Below are 15211 nucleotides of genomic sequence, written 5' to 3'. Positions count from 1 at the left end.
GACCCCGCTGAAATTGAACCGGGAGAAATTCGCGGTCGTGCTGAACCGCGTCGTGCTCGTGTCCCGTATCGACTCCCGAACGCACATTGATGTTCGATGACGAGGAGTGGTGATGAGGCTGCGTCAGCGACGGGGTACCGGATACAACCGCAAGGCGATCGGTGCCGCAGTCTTCGCCGGTGTACTGGTCGCGGGCGGGATCACCGGCCTGCAGTTCGCCAGCGCCGGCGAGCAGACGAAGGCCGCGGAGATCGTGGTGGTCGACGGCCAGAACTTCGACGTCGCGGGGTGCGAGAAGCTGGAGGTCAACGCCGGCGCGGTCATCTGCGACGGCGAGCCGCTGCAGCCGGAACAGGAACAGGGTGCGGCCGACGCCGCCGCCGCGTCGGCGGAGCTGCTCGAGGCGTCATGTGCCCAGTTCGCCGTCGACCAGGCCGCCGCCGATGCGGAGGCCGGGGGACAGCAGGCCGGTCAGGACGAGGCCGGAGCCGGTGACGAGGCCGGTGCCGCCGGGGACGACGCGGGCGCCGCGAAGGCCGCGAAGCCCAGGTCGAAGAAGCTGAAGAAGGCCATCGCCAAGCGGTGGGCCAAGCGGATGGGCCAGGGCCAGGGTGCCGCTGCCGGTGCCGGCAACGCGGGCGCCGACGACAACGCCCAGGGCGACGACAACGCCCAGGGTGACGACAACTCCCAGGGTGACAACGCGGGTCAGGGCGACAACGCCGGTCAGGGCGACAACGCCGGTCAGGGCGACGCCGGGCAGGGCAACGCCGAGGACCTCGACGCGGCGGTGACCGCGGCCCGCGAGGGCCTGCTGACCGCCTGCCTCACGCTCGCCGACGCGAAGGCCGCCGCAGCCGCCGCGGGTGCGGGTGACGCCGGTGCGGGTGACCAGGCCGGTGACCAGGGTGGAGACCAGGCCGGTGACGAGGCCGGTGCCGGCGACGATGCGGGTGCCGGTAAGGACGCCGGCAACGGCGAGCAGGCCGACGACGCCGGTGCCGCCGACGAGGCCGGCGCTCAGTCCGGGAAGTGACTCCCGGGTAGGGGTAGGTGGCGCGGTCCTGGGCGAGGGCCGCGCCACCGCGCTTTCTCCGGCCCGGTCACGACCCGGGCCGCGCCGGGACGGCGTCGCCGAAGACCTTGTGCCGCAGCACCGGCGCCGCGTCCCGCTTGCTCCACTCGCGGGGATAACCCAGCGACACCTCCCGGAACGGTACGCCGTCCTGCCACGTCACCCGCGGGATGTGCAGATGACCGTAGACGGCCGCCGCCGCCCGGAAGCGCACGTGCCAGTCGTCGGTCAGCTCGGTGCCGCACCACTGGGCGAACTCCGGATACCACAGCACCTCGGTCGGATGGCGGTGCAACGGCCAGTGGGTGACCAGCACGGTCGGCATGCCGGGGTCCAGCGCGGACAGCCGCCGCTCGGTCGCCGCCACGCGAGCCCGGCACCACGCCTCCCGGGTCGGGTACGGGTCCGGGTGCAGCAGCTTCTCGTCGGTGCACACGACACCCGTGCGGTACGCGTACGCGAGTGACTCCTCCCTGGTGGACGTGCCCGGAGCGCGGAACGTGTAGTCGTACAGCAGGAAGAGCGGCGCCACGACCGCCGGCCCGCCCTCGCCCTGCCACACCGCGTAGTCGTCCTCGGGCGTACGCACACCGATGTCACGGCACATCGCCACCAGCGCTTCGTAGCGCTCCACACCGCGCAGCCGCACCGGGTCGTTGGGGTGCGTCCACAGCTCGTGGTTGCCCGGCGCCCAGATCACCTCGGCGAAGCGGGACCGCAGCACCCTCAGGGTCGCCTCGATGTGGCTGAACGCCTCGGCGACGTCGCCGGCCACGATCAGCCAGTCCTCCGGGGAGTCCGGGTGCAGGCCGTCCACCAGCGCCCGGTTCTCCGCGTACGTGACGTGCAGGTCGCTGACGGCGTACAGGGTCCCCGCCACGGGCGCCTCCTCGTGCTCCTTCGATGGGCCTCTATCGCGATCTTGCCAGCCGCGGTCACGGCGGCGTGGCCTACTGTGGAGGGACGTGAGAAAAAGAATCTTGATCACCGCTGTCACGCCGGCCCGCTCCGCGAGACCTATCTAAGGGGAGTTCGACGGCGAACGGAGGCTTTCGGTGGTCGACGCGCAGGATGCGCACGACGTGGACAGCGACGATCCGGCGCCGCCGCGACCGCGCATCCCGAGCCCGCGCATCCCGAACCCGCCGCCGGCGGCCGAGATCGAGGAGTTCTTCCGGCGCTACTGGGAAGGGCTCGTCCGCAACCTGCTGCGCGAGGGCGCGAACCGGTGGGAGGCCCAGGACGCCGTCGCCGAGGCCATCCGGGAGGCGCTGCGGCGCTGGACGGAACTGACCCACCCGGTCGCGTGGGTGCGCACTGCCGCCCGCTCCCACTGGCTCAAGCAGCGCCGTGCCACCGGGCAGGGCGACGTCGAGGTGCTCGTCGCCGACGTCGCCGAGCTGGACGAGGGGCGGGCCGACGATCCCGAGCTGCTGGCGTACGAGTTGGAGGAGTGGTTCTCCGGCGTGCTCGCCCAGCTCCCGCCCGCCCGCCGCGAGGCGCTCCAGCTGTCCGCCCAGGGACTGACGCCCTCCGAGATCGCCGTCCGGGTGGGCAAGACGCCCGAGGCGGTCCGCACCGCCCTGAAGCTGGGCCGCAAGCAGGCCGTCGCGCTCTGGCGGGCTGCCCCGGGCCAGCGCGCCGCCCGCCCGGCCGGCTCCGAGGCAGGCGAGAACTGATGACGCGACCCGGCTCCCACGAGGACCCGTCCGGACAGGACGAACCGGCCCTCACCCACGCCATGATGATCTCCGCGCTCAACGAGATCCTGGCCGACTGCGGATATCCGCCGGTCGACGAGGAGGACGTCGATCCGGCCCACGTCCCGGGCGTGCACCCCGCGGACCGGCTCATCGAGGACGCCCGGCACCGCGCCGACGGCATCGTGGCGGCCGCCCTGGAGACCGCGGTGCAGTACACCGACGCGGCCCTGGACCAGGCGGCCCGCACGGTGCTCAGCGCGCGGCGGACCATCGCCGGTGCCGCACCCGCGCCGGTGGATCTCGCGCCGATGCCCGCCGAAGCGGACGCCGGGCAGTCGGTCGGCGAGCGCTGGCTGGCGGCTGTGATCGCGGCCGGCGTCTACCTGCCCATCGCCGAGCCGGTCGCGGCGCAGACCCTCGACGTGTTCGCGTCCTGCCTGCGCGACGCCGCCGTGGCGGTCCCGGCCGACCTCGACGCGGCGTACCGAGTCGGCAAGGAGGTCGTCGCGCTCGGCATCGGCCGCCACGAGGCGCTGCCCGCGACGATGAGCGTCATCCTCGACCACCTGGCCGACGGGGACGCGGTGCGCCGCCCGGCCCGCCAGATCGCCGCCACCTTCGCCGCCGGGTTCGCCGCCGCGCTGCAGGCCCGCACGCTGGCCCAGCAGGAGTCGCTGCACCGCGCCACCCAGCGGGCCGCGCGCGAGTTCCAGCTGGCCCTGCAGCACAGCGAGGCCCGCTACCGCCGCCTCGCGTACTACGACCCGGTCACGGGGCTGGCCAGCAAGGCGCGACTCGTGCAGCGGCTGCAGCAGGCGGCGCACGGCGACGACCCCACCCGGCACGCCGGCGTCTGCCTCGTCGAGCTCGGCGGCTACCGCGCGGTCTGCGAGCAGTTCGGCGCGGACGCCGGCGACCACGTGCTCGCCGAGGCGGGCCGCCGCCTGCAGGCGGTCGCCCAGCACCCCGACTACCTGATCGCCCGGCACGGACCCCATTCCTTCGCGGTCCTGGTGCAGGACAGTGGCGGCGTCGTCCACCTTGCCGAGCTCGCCGAGCGGATCACCGGCGCGCTCGGCGAGCCGGTCGCGCTGCCCGGAGCCGGACCGGCCGCATCGCTGCTCGCCCACGTCGGCGTCGTCGACGTCCCCACCGGCGGCCTGGACCCGGCACGCGTGCTGGTCGACGCGGAGATCGCCCTGCGGCAGGCCCGCGTCGCCGGCAGCGGCTGGGCGGTGTACGACCCGCAGCCCGTCCTCCCCGGGCACGCGGGCGGCTCCAGCGTCGCCGGGCTGGTCACCGGCCCGCCCACCTACCAGCCCATCGTGCGGCTCGCCACGGGGCGCATCGCCGGCCTGCACACCCGCATGGCGTGGCGCCACCCGCACCTGGGCACCCTCGACCTGAACCGGATCGGCCAGCTCACCGGCGACCGGGACACCACCACCCGGCTGGCCGCCGACCTGCTGCACCAGGCGTGCCGGCAGGCGATGCAGTGGGACGGCGGCAAGAAGGGCCCGTTCATCGGCGTCGACCTCCCGGTGCACCAGATCGGCTACCCCGACGTCGCCGACCTCGTCCGCGAGGCCCTGACCGGCAGCGGCCTGCCTCCGAAGCGACTGCACCTGCACCTCGCCGGCATCGACGCGGTCCCGGCCGGGGCGCACAGCCACGCCGTGCTGAGTGCGCTGGCCGCGCTGGGCGTGCGGCTCGTCCTCGACGATTTCGGTACGGGGCACGGCAGCCTCGCGTATCTGCGGGACCTGCCCGTGCACGGTCTGCGTACGCCGGCCGGCCTGCTGCACCCGATGGCCGCCGGCGCCGAGGCGGACCGCGAACTGGTCGCGGGCATGGCGCGCGTCGCGCACGCGCTCGGCCTCACCCTCACGGTGCACGGCGTCGACGACGAGGTCCGCGCGGCCACCCTGGTAGGCACCGGCTGCGACGGCGCCCAGGGTCTGCGCTACGGTCCGCCCACGACCCCGCACCAGGTGCCGATCCTGCTGCGCGGTGCCGGCACGCTGGCCTCCCTCGCCGGCCGGGAGAACGGATTGGTGGCCTCGTGACCGACCACAGTGGAGTAAGCTTCCTCGGCATGGCGAACGCCGACACCGACCCTTCCCAGCGGCCCAGCAGCGCCCGCATCTACGACGCCCTCCTCGGCGGCAACCACAACTTCGCCGCCGACCGCGAAGCCGCCAAGAACCTGCTCGCGGCGATCCCCGGCGCGGGCGAGATGGCGCGCGCCAACCGTGCCTTCCTCAACCGGGCGGTCGGCTTCCTGCTCGACCGGGGCGTGCACCAGTTCCTCGACATCGGCAGCGGCATCCCCACGGTCGGCAACGTCCACGAGATCGCCCAGCGGCGCGTCCCCGAGGCCCGCGTCGTCTACGTCGACATCGACCCGGTCGCGGTCGCCCACAGCAACGACATCCTCAAGGACAACCCGCGGGCGCTCGCGGTGCAGGCCGACATGCGGTTCCCCGAGGCGGTCCTCGACCACCCGGCCGTCCGCGACCTGCTCGACCTCGGCAAACCCGTCGGCCTGCTGCTGGTGGCGATGCTGCACTTCGTCCCGGACGACGACGCCTACCCCGCCGTCGAACGCCTGCGCGCCGCCCTGCCCCCGGGCTCGTACATCATCATCTCCCACGGCGTCACCGACACCCCGGCGGACGCGGTCCTCGACCAGGTGACCGCCCTCTACCGGCGCACCGACGTCTCCACCGCCCACGGCCGCACCCGCGCCCAGATTCTCCGGTTCCTCGGCGACGCGGAGCTGATTCCACCCGGCCTCGTCTGGGTCCACGAATGGCCCGACGGCGGTGACGGCGACCCGCACGGCATGGCAGTGGTGGCGGCGGTCGGCCGGATCCCCGCCAACCCCTGAGACCTTCCTCCTCCCGCACCCCACCCCTCCGCCGCCCCCGCAGGGGTGGGGTGCGCCCTCCTTCCGCAGCCCCTCTGAGTGCCAGCCTCCGGCACCCCTTCAGCTTGCCGTTCAGCCAGGTCGGCGGGGTCGGGTGCCCTTCTTGTGATGAGCCGGCCGCTGGTTTGCCCGCGCCAATGCCCAGGACGGTGACCTCCTGCTTGGCACTTGCTCGAGACCGGCCTGCGGGGCCCGCGTGACGTCGCTCCGTCTTCTGTGGATCGTCTCAGGGTGGCTCAGCCCCGGCACAGGTTCGGGGACGAAGACTGCCGGTATGCGATTCAAGGTCGGGGTTGCGAGGGCGACCGCCGCATCCACTGCTGTGTTCGGCATCGGCACGGGCATCGGCGCCTTCGCCGGCCACGACCAGTTCGCCGGCTTTCCGCATGCGGCGTGGCCCGGCGCGGCGGTCTTGCTGCTCGCGAGCGCCGCCGTGATCACTCGTCGCCGATGGGCGGCATGGACGATGGCCGGCGTGCTGCTCGCCGGTAGTTGCTGGCTGCTGCTCAACCTCGTCGAGCTCGCACTCACGGGCATCGTCACCGACCGCCACGGCGACCCTGCCTGGCTCGCGTTCCTGGAACGCCTCGGACTGACGGCCGCCGGTGCCCTCCTGGTCGCGACCACGGTGCGGCGCCGCGCCGGTGGCCTCCGGCCGCTCCCGCACGCCGCCCCTGCGCGGATCCGCCGGATCGCCTACGCCGGCTGCGCGGCGTGGTTACCGTACGGAGGCGTTCATCTGCTCTCCGCGTTCGGGGTTCCCGGCCTCGAGCCCGGGGGCTTCCGCCCCAGTACCAGCATGGCTGTCGCGCTCTGCGTCGGGCTTGGCCTGGCCGTGTTCCTGCTGCTCGGCCTGGTCCATGCATGGGGCATGGTGTTCCCCCGCTGGACGATTCTGCTGGCCGGCCGGCGCGTTCCCCGCTTCCTGCCGATCGTCCCGGTGTGGCTGATCGCCCCCACGTTCGTGCTGTACGGGCTGGGCGCCGGGGTCTACGTCATGCTGGTGGTGGGCGGTGTGCTGCAGTGGCACGACCGCACCGGCCTCGATGCGCTGGGCTATATCGGCGTGGCCCAGCCGATATCGTTCGCCGGCTACGGGCTGGCGCTCACCGCTTGTGCGGTCTCGTACCAGCTCAGGACTCGACCGACTCCGGTGACAGTTCCGTCGACGCTGGAAGCGGACTCGGGGGAGCACCCTCGCCCGCGCGCAGAGCGGCAGCGAACTCAGGCGGCGAGCAGCTCGCGCACGCGGGGGATCACCTCGGTGCCGTAGAGGTGGATCGCCGTCATCAGCTCCTCGTGCGGCAGCGTGCCGGCCGAGTACTTCAGGTCGAACCGCTGGATGCCCAGCTCGCGTACCGTCCGGGCGATCTTGGCCGCCACCGTGGCCGGGGATCCGACGTGCCAGGCGCCCTCGGTGATGTCCGCCTGGAAACGGTCGCGGGTCAGCGGGGGCCAGCCGCGCTCCGCGCCGATCCTCGTGATCATTGTCCGGGCGTGCGGCCACAGCAACCGCCTGCTCGGTCAGCAGCTCCGCCATCAGATCCGCCTTCTCGGCGAAGAGCCGCTCGTAGTCGGCGAGGTCGTAGCCGAAGAGCGGGAACGACTCGGTGAAGGAGCCGCGGCCGAGGGTGATCTCCGCGCGGCCCTGCGACACGGCCGCAAGTGTGGCGAAGCGCTCGAAGACGCGGACCGGGTCGTCGGAGCTCAGCACGGTGACCGCGGTGCCGAGCCTGATCCGGCGGGTCCGGCTCGCGATGGCGGCCAGCACGATCTCCGGTGCTGACACCGCGTAGTCGTCGCGGTGGTGCTCGCCGAGGCCGAACACGTCGACCCCGACCTCGTCGGCGAGGACGGCCTGGTCAACCACGTTGCGGATCACCTGACCGTACGGCAGCGGCTCGCCGTCCGGGCCGGCGGTGACGTCACCGAACGTGTCGAGGCCGAACTCCAGGGAGGTCATGCCGTGATCTTAGATCGCCGGTCCTCCTCAGGTGGGTGCCCCGGGCGCCGATCGAAGCGGCGTGCGACGGTCGGGCGGCGGGTCGGGGTACGGGCGCGATCCCGTGCTCCTGAGCCTGGCCGCGCTGGGCGTTCTCGCCGTGTCCTGGTTCCTCGCGGGGCCGTACTCGCCGGTGGCTCCGTGGGTGCTGCAGACCGGCCTGGACGTCATGATCCTGCTGTCCGCGCGGCGGCTCGCGGCGGTGACCCGTGCCGAGCGGCATGCCCGCCGGTTCTGGCGCGCCATGGCGGCCGCGATGCTGCTCTGCACGGTGGGAGACTCCTACCAGACGGTCCTGCTGCTGGCCGATCCCGGCCGGCCCGGGGTGAGCGTCGTGCAGACCGCGCTCGTGGTCGCCGGTATGTCGATCATGGCGGTGACCATGCTCTGTCACCCGCTCGCCGCCGCCGGACGGGAACGGTTGCGCCTGTGGCTGGACGCCGTCACCGTGCTCACCGGTGTCGCGGTCTTCCTGTGGTACTTCTCCCTCGCGGGCCAGCTCAGCAGCGACCAGGTGGCCGACCGGTACGCGGCCGGTGCCAGTGCCGCCGTCATGCTGGTCGTCGTCTTCGGCGTGCTCAAGCTCGTCTTCAGCGACCTGGCGCCGTTCACGCGCACGGCCGGCATCGTCGGCAGCCTCGGCGTCGCGGGGACGGCGCTGGGCACGTCGGTCGGCATGATGCTCGGCGGCGCCCACGACCCCCGGGTGCTGGCCGTCGCGCAGGTGGTGCCGTGCATCCTGATGCCGGTCAGCCTGCGTCTGCAGGAGGTGCGGGCGCGCCGGCAGGGCGGGAGGCGTCCGGGGGAGCGGCGCGCCCGGTTCAGCCGGACCCCGTACGTCGCCGTCATCGCCACCGAGGTGCTGCTGGTGACCGCGTTGCCGGCCGCCGGTCCCGGGGCACGGATCTGGGGCGTCACTGTCGGCGTGGTGATCATCACAGCGCTCGTGGTGGGCCGGCAGCTGGTGGCCTTCACCGACAACGACCGGCTGCTCACCAGCCTCGACCGCAGCATGACCGAGCTGCACCGGCAGAAGGAATGGTTCCAGTCGCTGGTCCAGCACGCCTCCGACCTCACCCTGGTCGTCGAGCCGGGCGGGACCATCCGGTACGCGAGCCCCGCGGCCGCCCGCGTCCTGGGCACCGAGGCGGAGCAGGCCGTGGGTGAGCGCGTCGACATCCGGATCCACCCCGGCGACCTGCCTGTCTTCCAGGCGCTCAACGAGCGGCTGGCCGCCGAGCCCGGCACGGACGCGTCCGCGCAGGTGCGGCTGCGGCACGCCGACGGCTCGTACCGGTGGCTCGACATCGTCGGGGCCGACCTGACCGCCAGCCCGAGCGTGTGCGGCATCGTCTACAACGCCCGGGACGTGACGGAGGCCATGGAGCTGCAGGACCGGCTGCGCCACCGGGCAACCCACGACACCCTGACCGGCCTCGCCAACCGCACGCTCCTGGGCGAGCGGCTGCTCGCCGCCGGTGACGCCGAGGTCGGTGTGCTCGTCGTCGACCTCGACGGCTTCAAGCAGGTCAACGACGGGTACGGCCACCACGCCGGCGACGAGGTGCTCGTGGCGGTCGCCGCGCGCCTGGGCGCCGCGCTCGGGCCGGGGGACCTCGCCGTACGGCTGGGCGGCGACGAGTTCGCCGTGCTGCTGGACCGCGGCGGCGCCGGCCGGGCACGCGAGGTCGCCGACCGGATCGTCACGGCGATGGGCCGCCCGATCGAGGCCGCCGGGACACTGCTGGCCGTCGGGGCGAGCGTCGGGATCGCGACGGGTCGCGCGGACGATCCGGACCGGCTGCTGCGCGACGCGGACGCGGCCATGTACCGGGTGAAGCAGGACCGGGCCGCTGTTTAGACATTCATGATCATTGGGCTCACCGCGCCCTTACGCATCGACCGGCATTCTCCTCGCGTACCGCTGACGAGGGGGAGGAATGCCGACAGTGGGGCGTTACCGGAAATTGGCCTATGGCCTGGGCATCGCGACAGTGACCGCGGTGACCGCCTTCGGCGTGGCCTCGTGGCAGGCGAACGCCGCGCCGGGGCCGAGCACGCCGCCGGGGGCCGCGGCCGAGCAGCCGAGGGTGTCCGATCCGGCACCGGGCCCGGCGCCCGCGACCGGCGTGGGCAGCGACCCGCTGACCAGCGGCGAGGTGGGCAAGGCCCGCCAGGTCGCGGAGACCGCGGAGCTCAAGGCCGGCGCTGAGGACGTGACCGGGGCGACCGGCCCCGAGTACCTCGAAGCCGACATCGTGGAGGCCGGGAAGGGTCGCCGCGCCGAGCTGTACTACTACGACTACAAGGGCGACAAGCTGGTCAAGCAGGTCGTCGACCTGACCACCGGCAAGCTCACCGGCTCGTACTCGGCCGCGGGGATGCAGCTGCCGGCCGCGGACCGCGAGGTCGCGACGGCCCTGGACGTGCTGCTCGCCGACCCGCTCGGCGCCGAGCTCAAGGACGCGTACCGCAAGGCCACCGGCGATCAGTTCGCGGGCAAGGACGGCCTGGTCACCACCGCGCACGTTTACAAGGCGAAGCCGGCCGACAGCGGGGCGAGCAAGTGCGGCAAGCACCGGTGCCTGCAGCTGATCGTGGAGACCAAGGACGGCCACATCATCGACCTGGACAAGATCATCATCGACCTCTCCGGGCGCACGGTCGCCCGCCTGAGCTAGACGGGGAACCGGCAGCATGACGTACCGAAAGACAGCGGGCGCCGCTGCGCTCCTGACGATCGCCTCGCTCGGGCTCGCGGGCACGCCGGCGGCCGCCAAGGCACCCGCGCCGGCCCAGTGCGCGGCGTCCTCGATGGTCAAGGAGACCCTGCCGAACGGCACCACGTGGCAGCTCTGCTGGCGCATCGACGAGCGGGCCGGGCTGATCCTGGACAACGTCGCGATCGCCTCGAAGAACTACCCGCAGCAGGTGCAGGTGCTCGAGTCGATCCGGCTCGCGCAGCTCAACGTGCCCTACGACTCCGGTGAGACGGAGTACAACGACCTCAGCGACTTCGGCTTCGGCGGAGGCGACCTCGAGACGCTCACCGGCGACGACTGCAAGGGCGGCTCGGCGCGGGAGGGTTCCGACGGCGGACCGCAGGCGACGCGCCGCAAGGTGCTCTGCGTCAGCGCGGAGCCGTCCGGGCTCGCGTACCGGCTGCACAGCTACAACTTCGACACCGGCGCCGAGAAGGTGTACTCCAAGCAGGGCCACGACCTGGTGCTGCGCACGATCAGCAAGGTCGGCTGGTACGAGTACGTGACCGAGTTCCGCCTGGCCGACGACGGTCAGATCTCGGCGCGGCTCGGCGCGACCGGCGACCTGTCGCCCAGCGACTACGTCAGCGCCGACAAGGGCTGGCCGATCGGCAAGGGCGCCCGCGACTACGCCTCGATGCACTACCACAGCGCGTTCTGGCGGGTGGACTTCAACATCGACGGCAAGGGCGGCGAGAAGGTCGAGCAGTACGACACGAAGGTCGACGGGCGCGGCTCGATGGCAGCCAAGCTCAAGACCAGCAAGACCGACATCGCCAAGGAGGGCACCTTCTCCAAGGTGAACCGCCGCTGGTGGCGGCTGGTCAGCCCGACCAGCAAGAACAAGGACGGGCACAAGCGCTCGTACGAGCTGGTCACCGGCGCCGACGACCGCTACGAGGCGCACCCGGAGACCACCCCGGACGTGACCTTCACCGAAGCGCACGAGTGCGAGAAGTTCGCCACCGGCAACGCCGATCCGCAGTGCGCGACGAAGAAGACCATCCTGGACTACGCCAAGGACAAGGAGACGCTCAAGAACCCGGTGATGTGGGTTCGGGTGGGCTTCCACCACGTCCCCCGCGACGAGGACCAGAGCCCGATGCCGCTGCACTGGCAGGGCTTCGACCTGCTGCCGCGCGACTTCACCGAGATGAACCCGCTGACCCCGGCCGACCGCGCCGGCGTCAACGGACGGCCCAACTGAGCCCCGGCCCGGCCCGGTCACCGCGACCGGGCCGGGCCCGCTCGCCGAAAGGGACAGCCTTGCCCGTACGCCGCCTCGCCGCCGCGCTCGTGCTGGCGGCCACCGCGCTGGTCGTGATCGCCTTCGCCGCGCGCGGTGACGAGGAGAAGAAGCCGGATCGGCGCCCCGTGGCGGTGGCGTCCGTGACACCGCCGTCGCGTGCCGACGTCGCGTACGCACAGATGATGGTCGCCCACCACGCCCAGGCCATCCGGATGAGCCGGAACCTGCTCACCAAGCCGGGCCTGCCGGAACGCATCCGCCTGATCGCCGACTTCATCGCCCACGACCAGCAGCGTGAGATCGACGAGACGAACGCCTGGCTCGCGGCGTGGAACGAGCAGCCCGGCAGCGGCCACGGGCACCACCACGGCCCCGGGGCGGCGGCGCAGGGCATGCTCACCGAGGCGCAGCTGCGCGAGCTCGAGCGCGCGAAGGTGAAGGAGGCGGTGCCGCTGTTCCTGCGCCGCATGATCGAGCACCACCGCGGTGCCGTCGTCTCGTCCCGCGCGCTGCTCGATGGCGACGGGCGCAACGTCTACATCCACGGCCTGGCCAAGCACGTCATCAACGAGCAGACCGCCGAGATCGACGCCATGACCGCCCTGCTGCCGCCCGCGAAGGTCAGCGGGGCAGCGGCCGGGTAAGGTGCCGGCGCAGCAGGCGGGCCGCCGGGCGTTCGACGTAGCGGTGCAGCAGCCACGCTGCCGCCATCACGAGGGCCACGACGATCGCCAGGGTGGCGTGCCGAGGCAGAAGCGGGTGCAGCGCCGCGATCAGCGTCCAGCCGATGTACTCGTGCAGCAGGTACAGCGGGTAAGTCAGCGCACCCGCCACCGTCAGCCAGCGCCAGCGCACCCCGGAGAGCCGGCCGGTGGCCACCACCGCCATCGTCGCGAAGATGCCGGTGACCAGCACCAGCGCCGGCAGCACCGGAAGCGGGCGGCCGAGCACGTCGCGGGCGACATGGACGGTCTGCGCCGCCACGTGGTGCTGAGCCATGAGGAACGAGGCCCCGAACAGCGCCCACAGCGTCAGGTGGCTGCCGCTGCGGTGCACGAGGAACAGCGCGATCCCCGCGACGAAGTACGGCGCGTGCTCCGGCATCACCACCACGTTCAACGCCGGCACGTCGGCCTGCTCGGCGAGGGCCGACGCCACCAGCCAGCCGTAGCCGAACAGCGTCGCGCGGCGCAGGGTGAGGCCACGCCACACCACGAGGGCGAAGAGCAGGTAGAAACGCGCCTCCACCCACAGCGTCCAGTAGACGGCGTCGACCGGGCGTACGCCCAAAGGCTCCTGCAGCATCGTCAGGTTGACGAGCAGGTCGCTGGGCCCGACCGGCCGGCGCACCACCGGCCACAACGTGAGCACCGCGAAGGTCAGCAGCGCGGCCGCCCAGTATGCCGGATACAGCCGGACCACCCGTGAGCGCAGGAACTCACCGGGCGTGCGGTCCCACGCGCTCAGGCAGATCACGAAGCCGCTGATCAGGAAGAACATCGGGACGCCGAGCCAGCCGTACGACGCGGGCAGCGACAGCCACGGGAACACCCGGTCGGCGGCGGCCCCCCACGGCAGGACGGTGCCGCGGTCGTACGCGACGAAGTGGTAACCGACCACCATCAGCGCGGCGACGAGCCGCAGTCCGTCGAGCACCGCGATCCGGGCCGGGCGCGGCCGCGGGACCGCGGTGCCGGCGGACCGACGTTGCAGGGGCGTGACGAGTACAGCCATGCAGGGGACAACCCGCGACGCCCGCCGGAGGTTATCGGCGCGGTCACACCTCGTCGCTGGACGAGGAGGCCACGCCGCCCGCGCAGGTCACCGTCATCCGCAGCCGGTCGTTGCCCTTCTTGAACAGCACCCAGGGGGAGGCGGCGGGGCCGGCGGCGTTGTCCTGCACCTTGTAGGGCTTCGTCGCCTCCCACGAGAGCAGCTCGGCCTGGTCGGGCCCGGTGCAGGTGGCGCGGACCGTGCCCGCGTACGAGGAGAAGGACCACTGCTGGGGTGCGGTGGCCGTGGGCTCCGGGGGGTTCGCCGGGGTCGTGGTGGTGGCCCGGGGCCGCGGGGTGGTGGTCGCCGGTGCCGGGTGCCCGGCCGCGGGAGGGGCCGCCGGGGCGGTGGTCGAGGCGGCCCGGCCGCCGGGCTCATCGTCGGCGGGCGCGGAGGTGGGGGCGCCGGCGCTCGTCTCGACGGAGGCGTTGGTCGTCGTGCGGGCGGACGGCGTGGCTCTCGACGGTGCTGCGGCCGGCTGGGCGCCCGCCGGGGGCTCCGTGCGGTGCTCGCGCGGGAGCACCGCCCACGCCACGGCGCCGAGCGCGATCAGCACCGCGAGCACGGCGACGAGCCACGGCCGCCGGCTCGGGCGGCCGTTCCGCGCCCCCGGAGCTGCGGAGACGTCATCGGGCGGCACGTCGCCGGGCGGGAGGGACGTCCGCGTCGCAGCCGCCGGCGTCGGCGGCGCGGCAGGAACGGCGGTCGCCGGGGTCGGCGGCGCGGGAGGCGCGGCAGCCGCCGGCGTCGTGGGGAGGACGGCGGCCGCCGCGACCGCCTCCTCCCGGCGGATGAGGACGGACGGTGTCGGATCGGCCGCGTGGCCCGCCGGCGCCGGTGACGGCTCGTCGGCGACCACTCGCAGGCCGGCCGCCTGGGCGAGCAGGGCGGCCGCCTCCCGGGCGCTCGGCCGCAGGGTGACGTCCTTGGTCAGGCAGCGGTTGCACAGCTCCGTGATGTACGCCGGCACCTCCGGCAGCGGCGCCAGCGGCTCCGGCTCGATGTAGATGTGCGCGGTGAGCATCTGGGTCGTGGTGTCCGCCGTCCACGGGGAGTGCCCGGAGAGCAGGCGGTAGAGCAGCACGCCGAGGGCGTACACGTCGGAGGCCGGGTCCACCGCGTCGTCGACCAGCCGCTCCGGCGCCAGGTAGGCGGGGGTGCCGTAGATCTCGGCGTCCGGGTCGCCGGAGCCCGACGGGTTGATCGCCGCCGCGATGCCGAAGTCGACAACCTTGGCGCCGGCCTCGGTGAGCATGACGTTGGCCGGCTTGATGTCGCGGTGCACGAGGCCGTCGGCGTGGGCCGCGGCGAGGGCGGCGGCCACCTCGGCGCAGACCCGCATCGCGAACTTCGGGGGCACCGGACCGGCCATCCGCTGCTGCAGGGTGCCGCCGCGGACCAGCTCCATCACCACGTACGGCGTCGTGGTGCCACCGGTGGGCTGCTCACCGTAGTCGTACACCTGGGCGATGTTCGGATGCGACAACGCGGCCGCGGCCCGGGCCTCGTGGCGGATGCGGGCCCGCGACTCCGGGTCGCCCGCGTGCCGGGCGGCCAGCACCTTGACCGCGACGGTACGCCCGAGCACCTCGTCGCGCGCCCGCCACACCACGGCCATGCCGCCGTGCCCGAGCGGGTCGAGCAGCGAGTATCGGCCGCCGAGCTTCCGGTGCTCCTCCATGCCGAGGCAGTCTGCCAACATCGACGCCGATCTGCAT

At 73.1% G+C, this 15211-nt stretch carries 13 protein-coding genes and 1 pseudogene; 9 read left to right on the top strand and 5 right to left on the bottom strand.

The features are described 5' to 3' along the window. The first annotated feature begins 112 nt into the window (after positions 1 to 112). Positions 113 to 1036, top strand: a complete 924-nt coding sequence (locus AB0J80_RS20465; protein ID WP_364707049.1) for a hypothetical protein — start codon at positions 113 to 115, stop codon at positions 1034 to 1036. A 67-nt stretch (positions 1037 to 1103) separates the two neighbouring features. Here AB0J80_RS20465 and AB0J80_RS20460 read toward each other — a convergent pair whose 3' ends face one another. After that, positions 1104 to 1955 carry a metallophosphoesterase gene (locus AB0J80_RS20460; protein WP_364707046.1) on the bottom strand — a complete coding sequence of 284 codons (852 nt, stop codon included), beginning with the start codon at positions 1953 to 1955 and terminating at the stop codon, positions 1104 to 1106. A gap of 175 nt (positions 1956 to 2130) precedes the next feature. Between AB0J80_RS20460 and AB0J80_RS20455 the strand changes: the two genes are divergently transcribed. The 4 genes from AB0J80_RS20455 to AB0J80_RS20440 all read left to right on the top strand — a co-directional run bounded on the left by AB0J80_RS20455 (position 2131) and on the right by AB0J80_RS20440 (position 6980). Next, positions 2131 to 2754 (top strand): sigma-70 family RNA polymerase sigma factor, encoded by a 624-nt coding sequence (locus tag AB0J80_RS20455; RefSeq protein WP_364707043.1) that lies wholly within the window; start codon positions 2131 to 2133, stop codon positions 2752 to 2754. Then, positions 2754 to 4844, top strand: a complete 2091-nt coding sequence (locus AB0J80_RS20450) for a bifunctional diguanylate cyclase/phosphodiesterase (RefSeq protein WP_364707040.1) — start codon at positions 2754 to 2756, stop codon at positions 4842 to 4844. Before AB0J80_RS20455 ends, AB0J80_RS20450 begins: the two co-directional genes overlap by 1 nt. Continuing rightward, entirely contained in the window at positions 4841 to 5668 is an 828-nt protein-coding gene (locus tag AB0J80_RS20445) for an SAM-dependent methyltransferase (protein WP_364707039.1), read from the top strand. The genes AB0J80_RS20450 and AB0J80_RS20445 overlap by 4 nt, the downstream gene beginning before the upstream one ends. Before the next feature lie 313 nt (positions 5669 to 5981). Beyond that, entirely contained in the window at positions 5982 to 6980 is a 999-nt protein-coding gene (locus AB0J80_RS20440; RefSeq protein WP_364707580.1) for a hypothetical protein, read from the top strand. Here AB0J80_RS20440 and AB0J80_RS20435 read toward each other — a convergent pair. Both AB0J80_RS20435 and AB0J80_RS20430 read right to left on the bottom strand, forming a co-directional pair. Beyond that, positions 6932 to 7195, bottom strand: a complete 264-nt coding sequence (locus tag AB0J80_RS20435; protein ID WP_364707579.1) for a hypothetical protein — start codon at positions 7193 to 7195, stop codon at positions 6932 to 6934. The two genes, AB0J80_RS20440 and AB0J80_RS20435, sit on opposite strands and share 49 nt — an antisense overlap. Positions 7196 to 7265: 70 nt before the next feature. Continuing rightward, a pseudogene (locus tag AB0J80_RS20430) lies at positions 7266 to 7670 on the bottom strand (LLM class flavin-dependent oxidoreductase); the annotation flags it as partial. A gap of 61 nt (positions 7671 to 7731) precedes the next feature. Here AB0J80_RS20430 and AB0J80_RS20425 point away from each other — a divergent pair. The 4 genes from AB0J80_RS20425 (at position 7732) to AB0J80_RS20410 (ending at position 12364) form a co-directional block, all read left to right on the top strand. Further along, a complete protein-coding gene (locus tag AB0J80_RS20425; RefSeq protein ID WP_364707036.1) occupies positions 7732 to 9570 on the top strand; it encodes a diguanylate cyclase in 1839 nt (612 codons plus the stop codon). Between the two features lie 142 nt (positions 9571 to 9712). Continuing rightward, positions 9713 to 10390: a hypothetical protein gene (locus AB0J80_RS20420; RefSeq protein ID WP_364707033.1), complete on the top strand. Its 678-nt coding sequence runs from the start codon at positions 9713 to 9715 to the stop codon at positions 10388 to 10390. Positions 10391 to 10406: 16 nt separating this feature from the next. Then, complete coding sequence (locus tag AB0J80_RS20415; protein ID WP_364707030.1) at positions 10407 to 11678, top strand: primary-amine oxidase; 1272 nt, start codon at positions 10407 to 10409, stop codon at positions 11676 to 11678. Positions 11679 to 11737: 59 nt separating this feature from the next. Continuing rightward, the gene (locus tag AB0J80_RS20410) at positions 11738 to 12364 is read left to right on the top strand and encodes a DUF305 domain-containing protein (RefSeq protein ID WP_364707027.1); all 627 of its coding nucleotides are present in this window, start codon (positions 11738 to 11740) and stop codon (positions 12362 to 12364) included. Here the strand turns inward: AB0J80_RS20410 and AB0J80_RS20405 are convergent. Together AB0J80_RS20405 and AB0J80_RS20400 are read right to left on the bottom strand one after the other, a co-directional pair. Continuing rightward, positions 12342 to 13454, bottom strand: a complete 1113-nt coding sequence (locus tag AB0J80_RS20405; RefSeq protein WP_364707025.1) for an acyltransferase — start codon at positions 13452 to 13454, stop codon at positions 12342 to 12344. The genes AB0J80_RS20410 and AB0J80_RS20405 overlap by 23 nt on opposite strands. 43 nt (positions 13455 to 13497) lie before the next feature. Then, positions 13498 to 15174, bottom strand: coding sequence for a serine/threonine-protein kinase (locus tag AB0J80_RS20400; RefSeq protein WP_364707024.1), 1677 nt, complete (start codon positions 15172 to 15174; stop codon positions 13498 to 13500). Positions 15175 to 15211 lie beyond the last annotated feature (37 nt).

The organism is Actinoplanes sp. NPDC049548, assembly GCF_040676695.1.
GTDB lineage: Bacteria > Actinomycetota > Actinomycetes > Mycobacteriales > Micromonosporaceae > Actinoplanes.
Note: the sequence above shows the minus strand (reverse complement) of the source record. Positions and strands in the feature narration are given on the sequence as shown.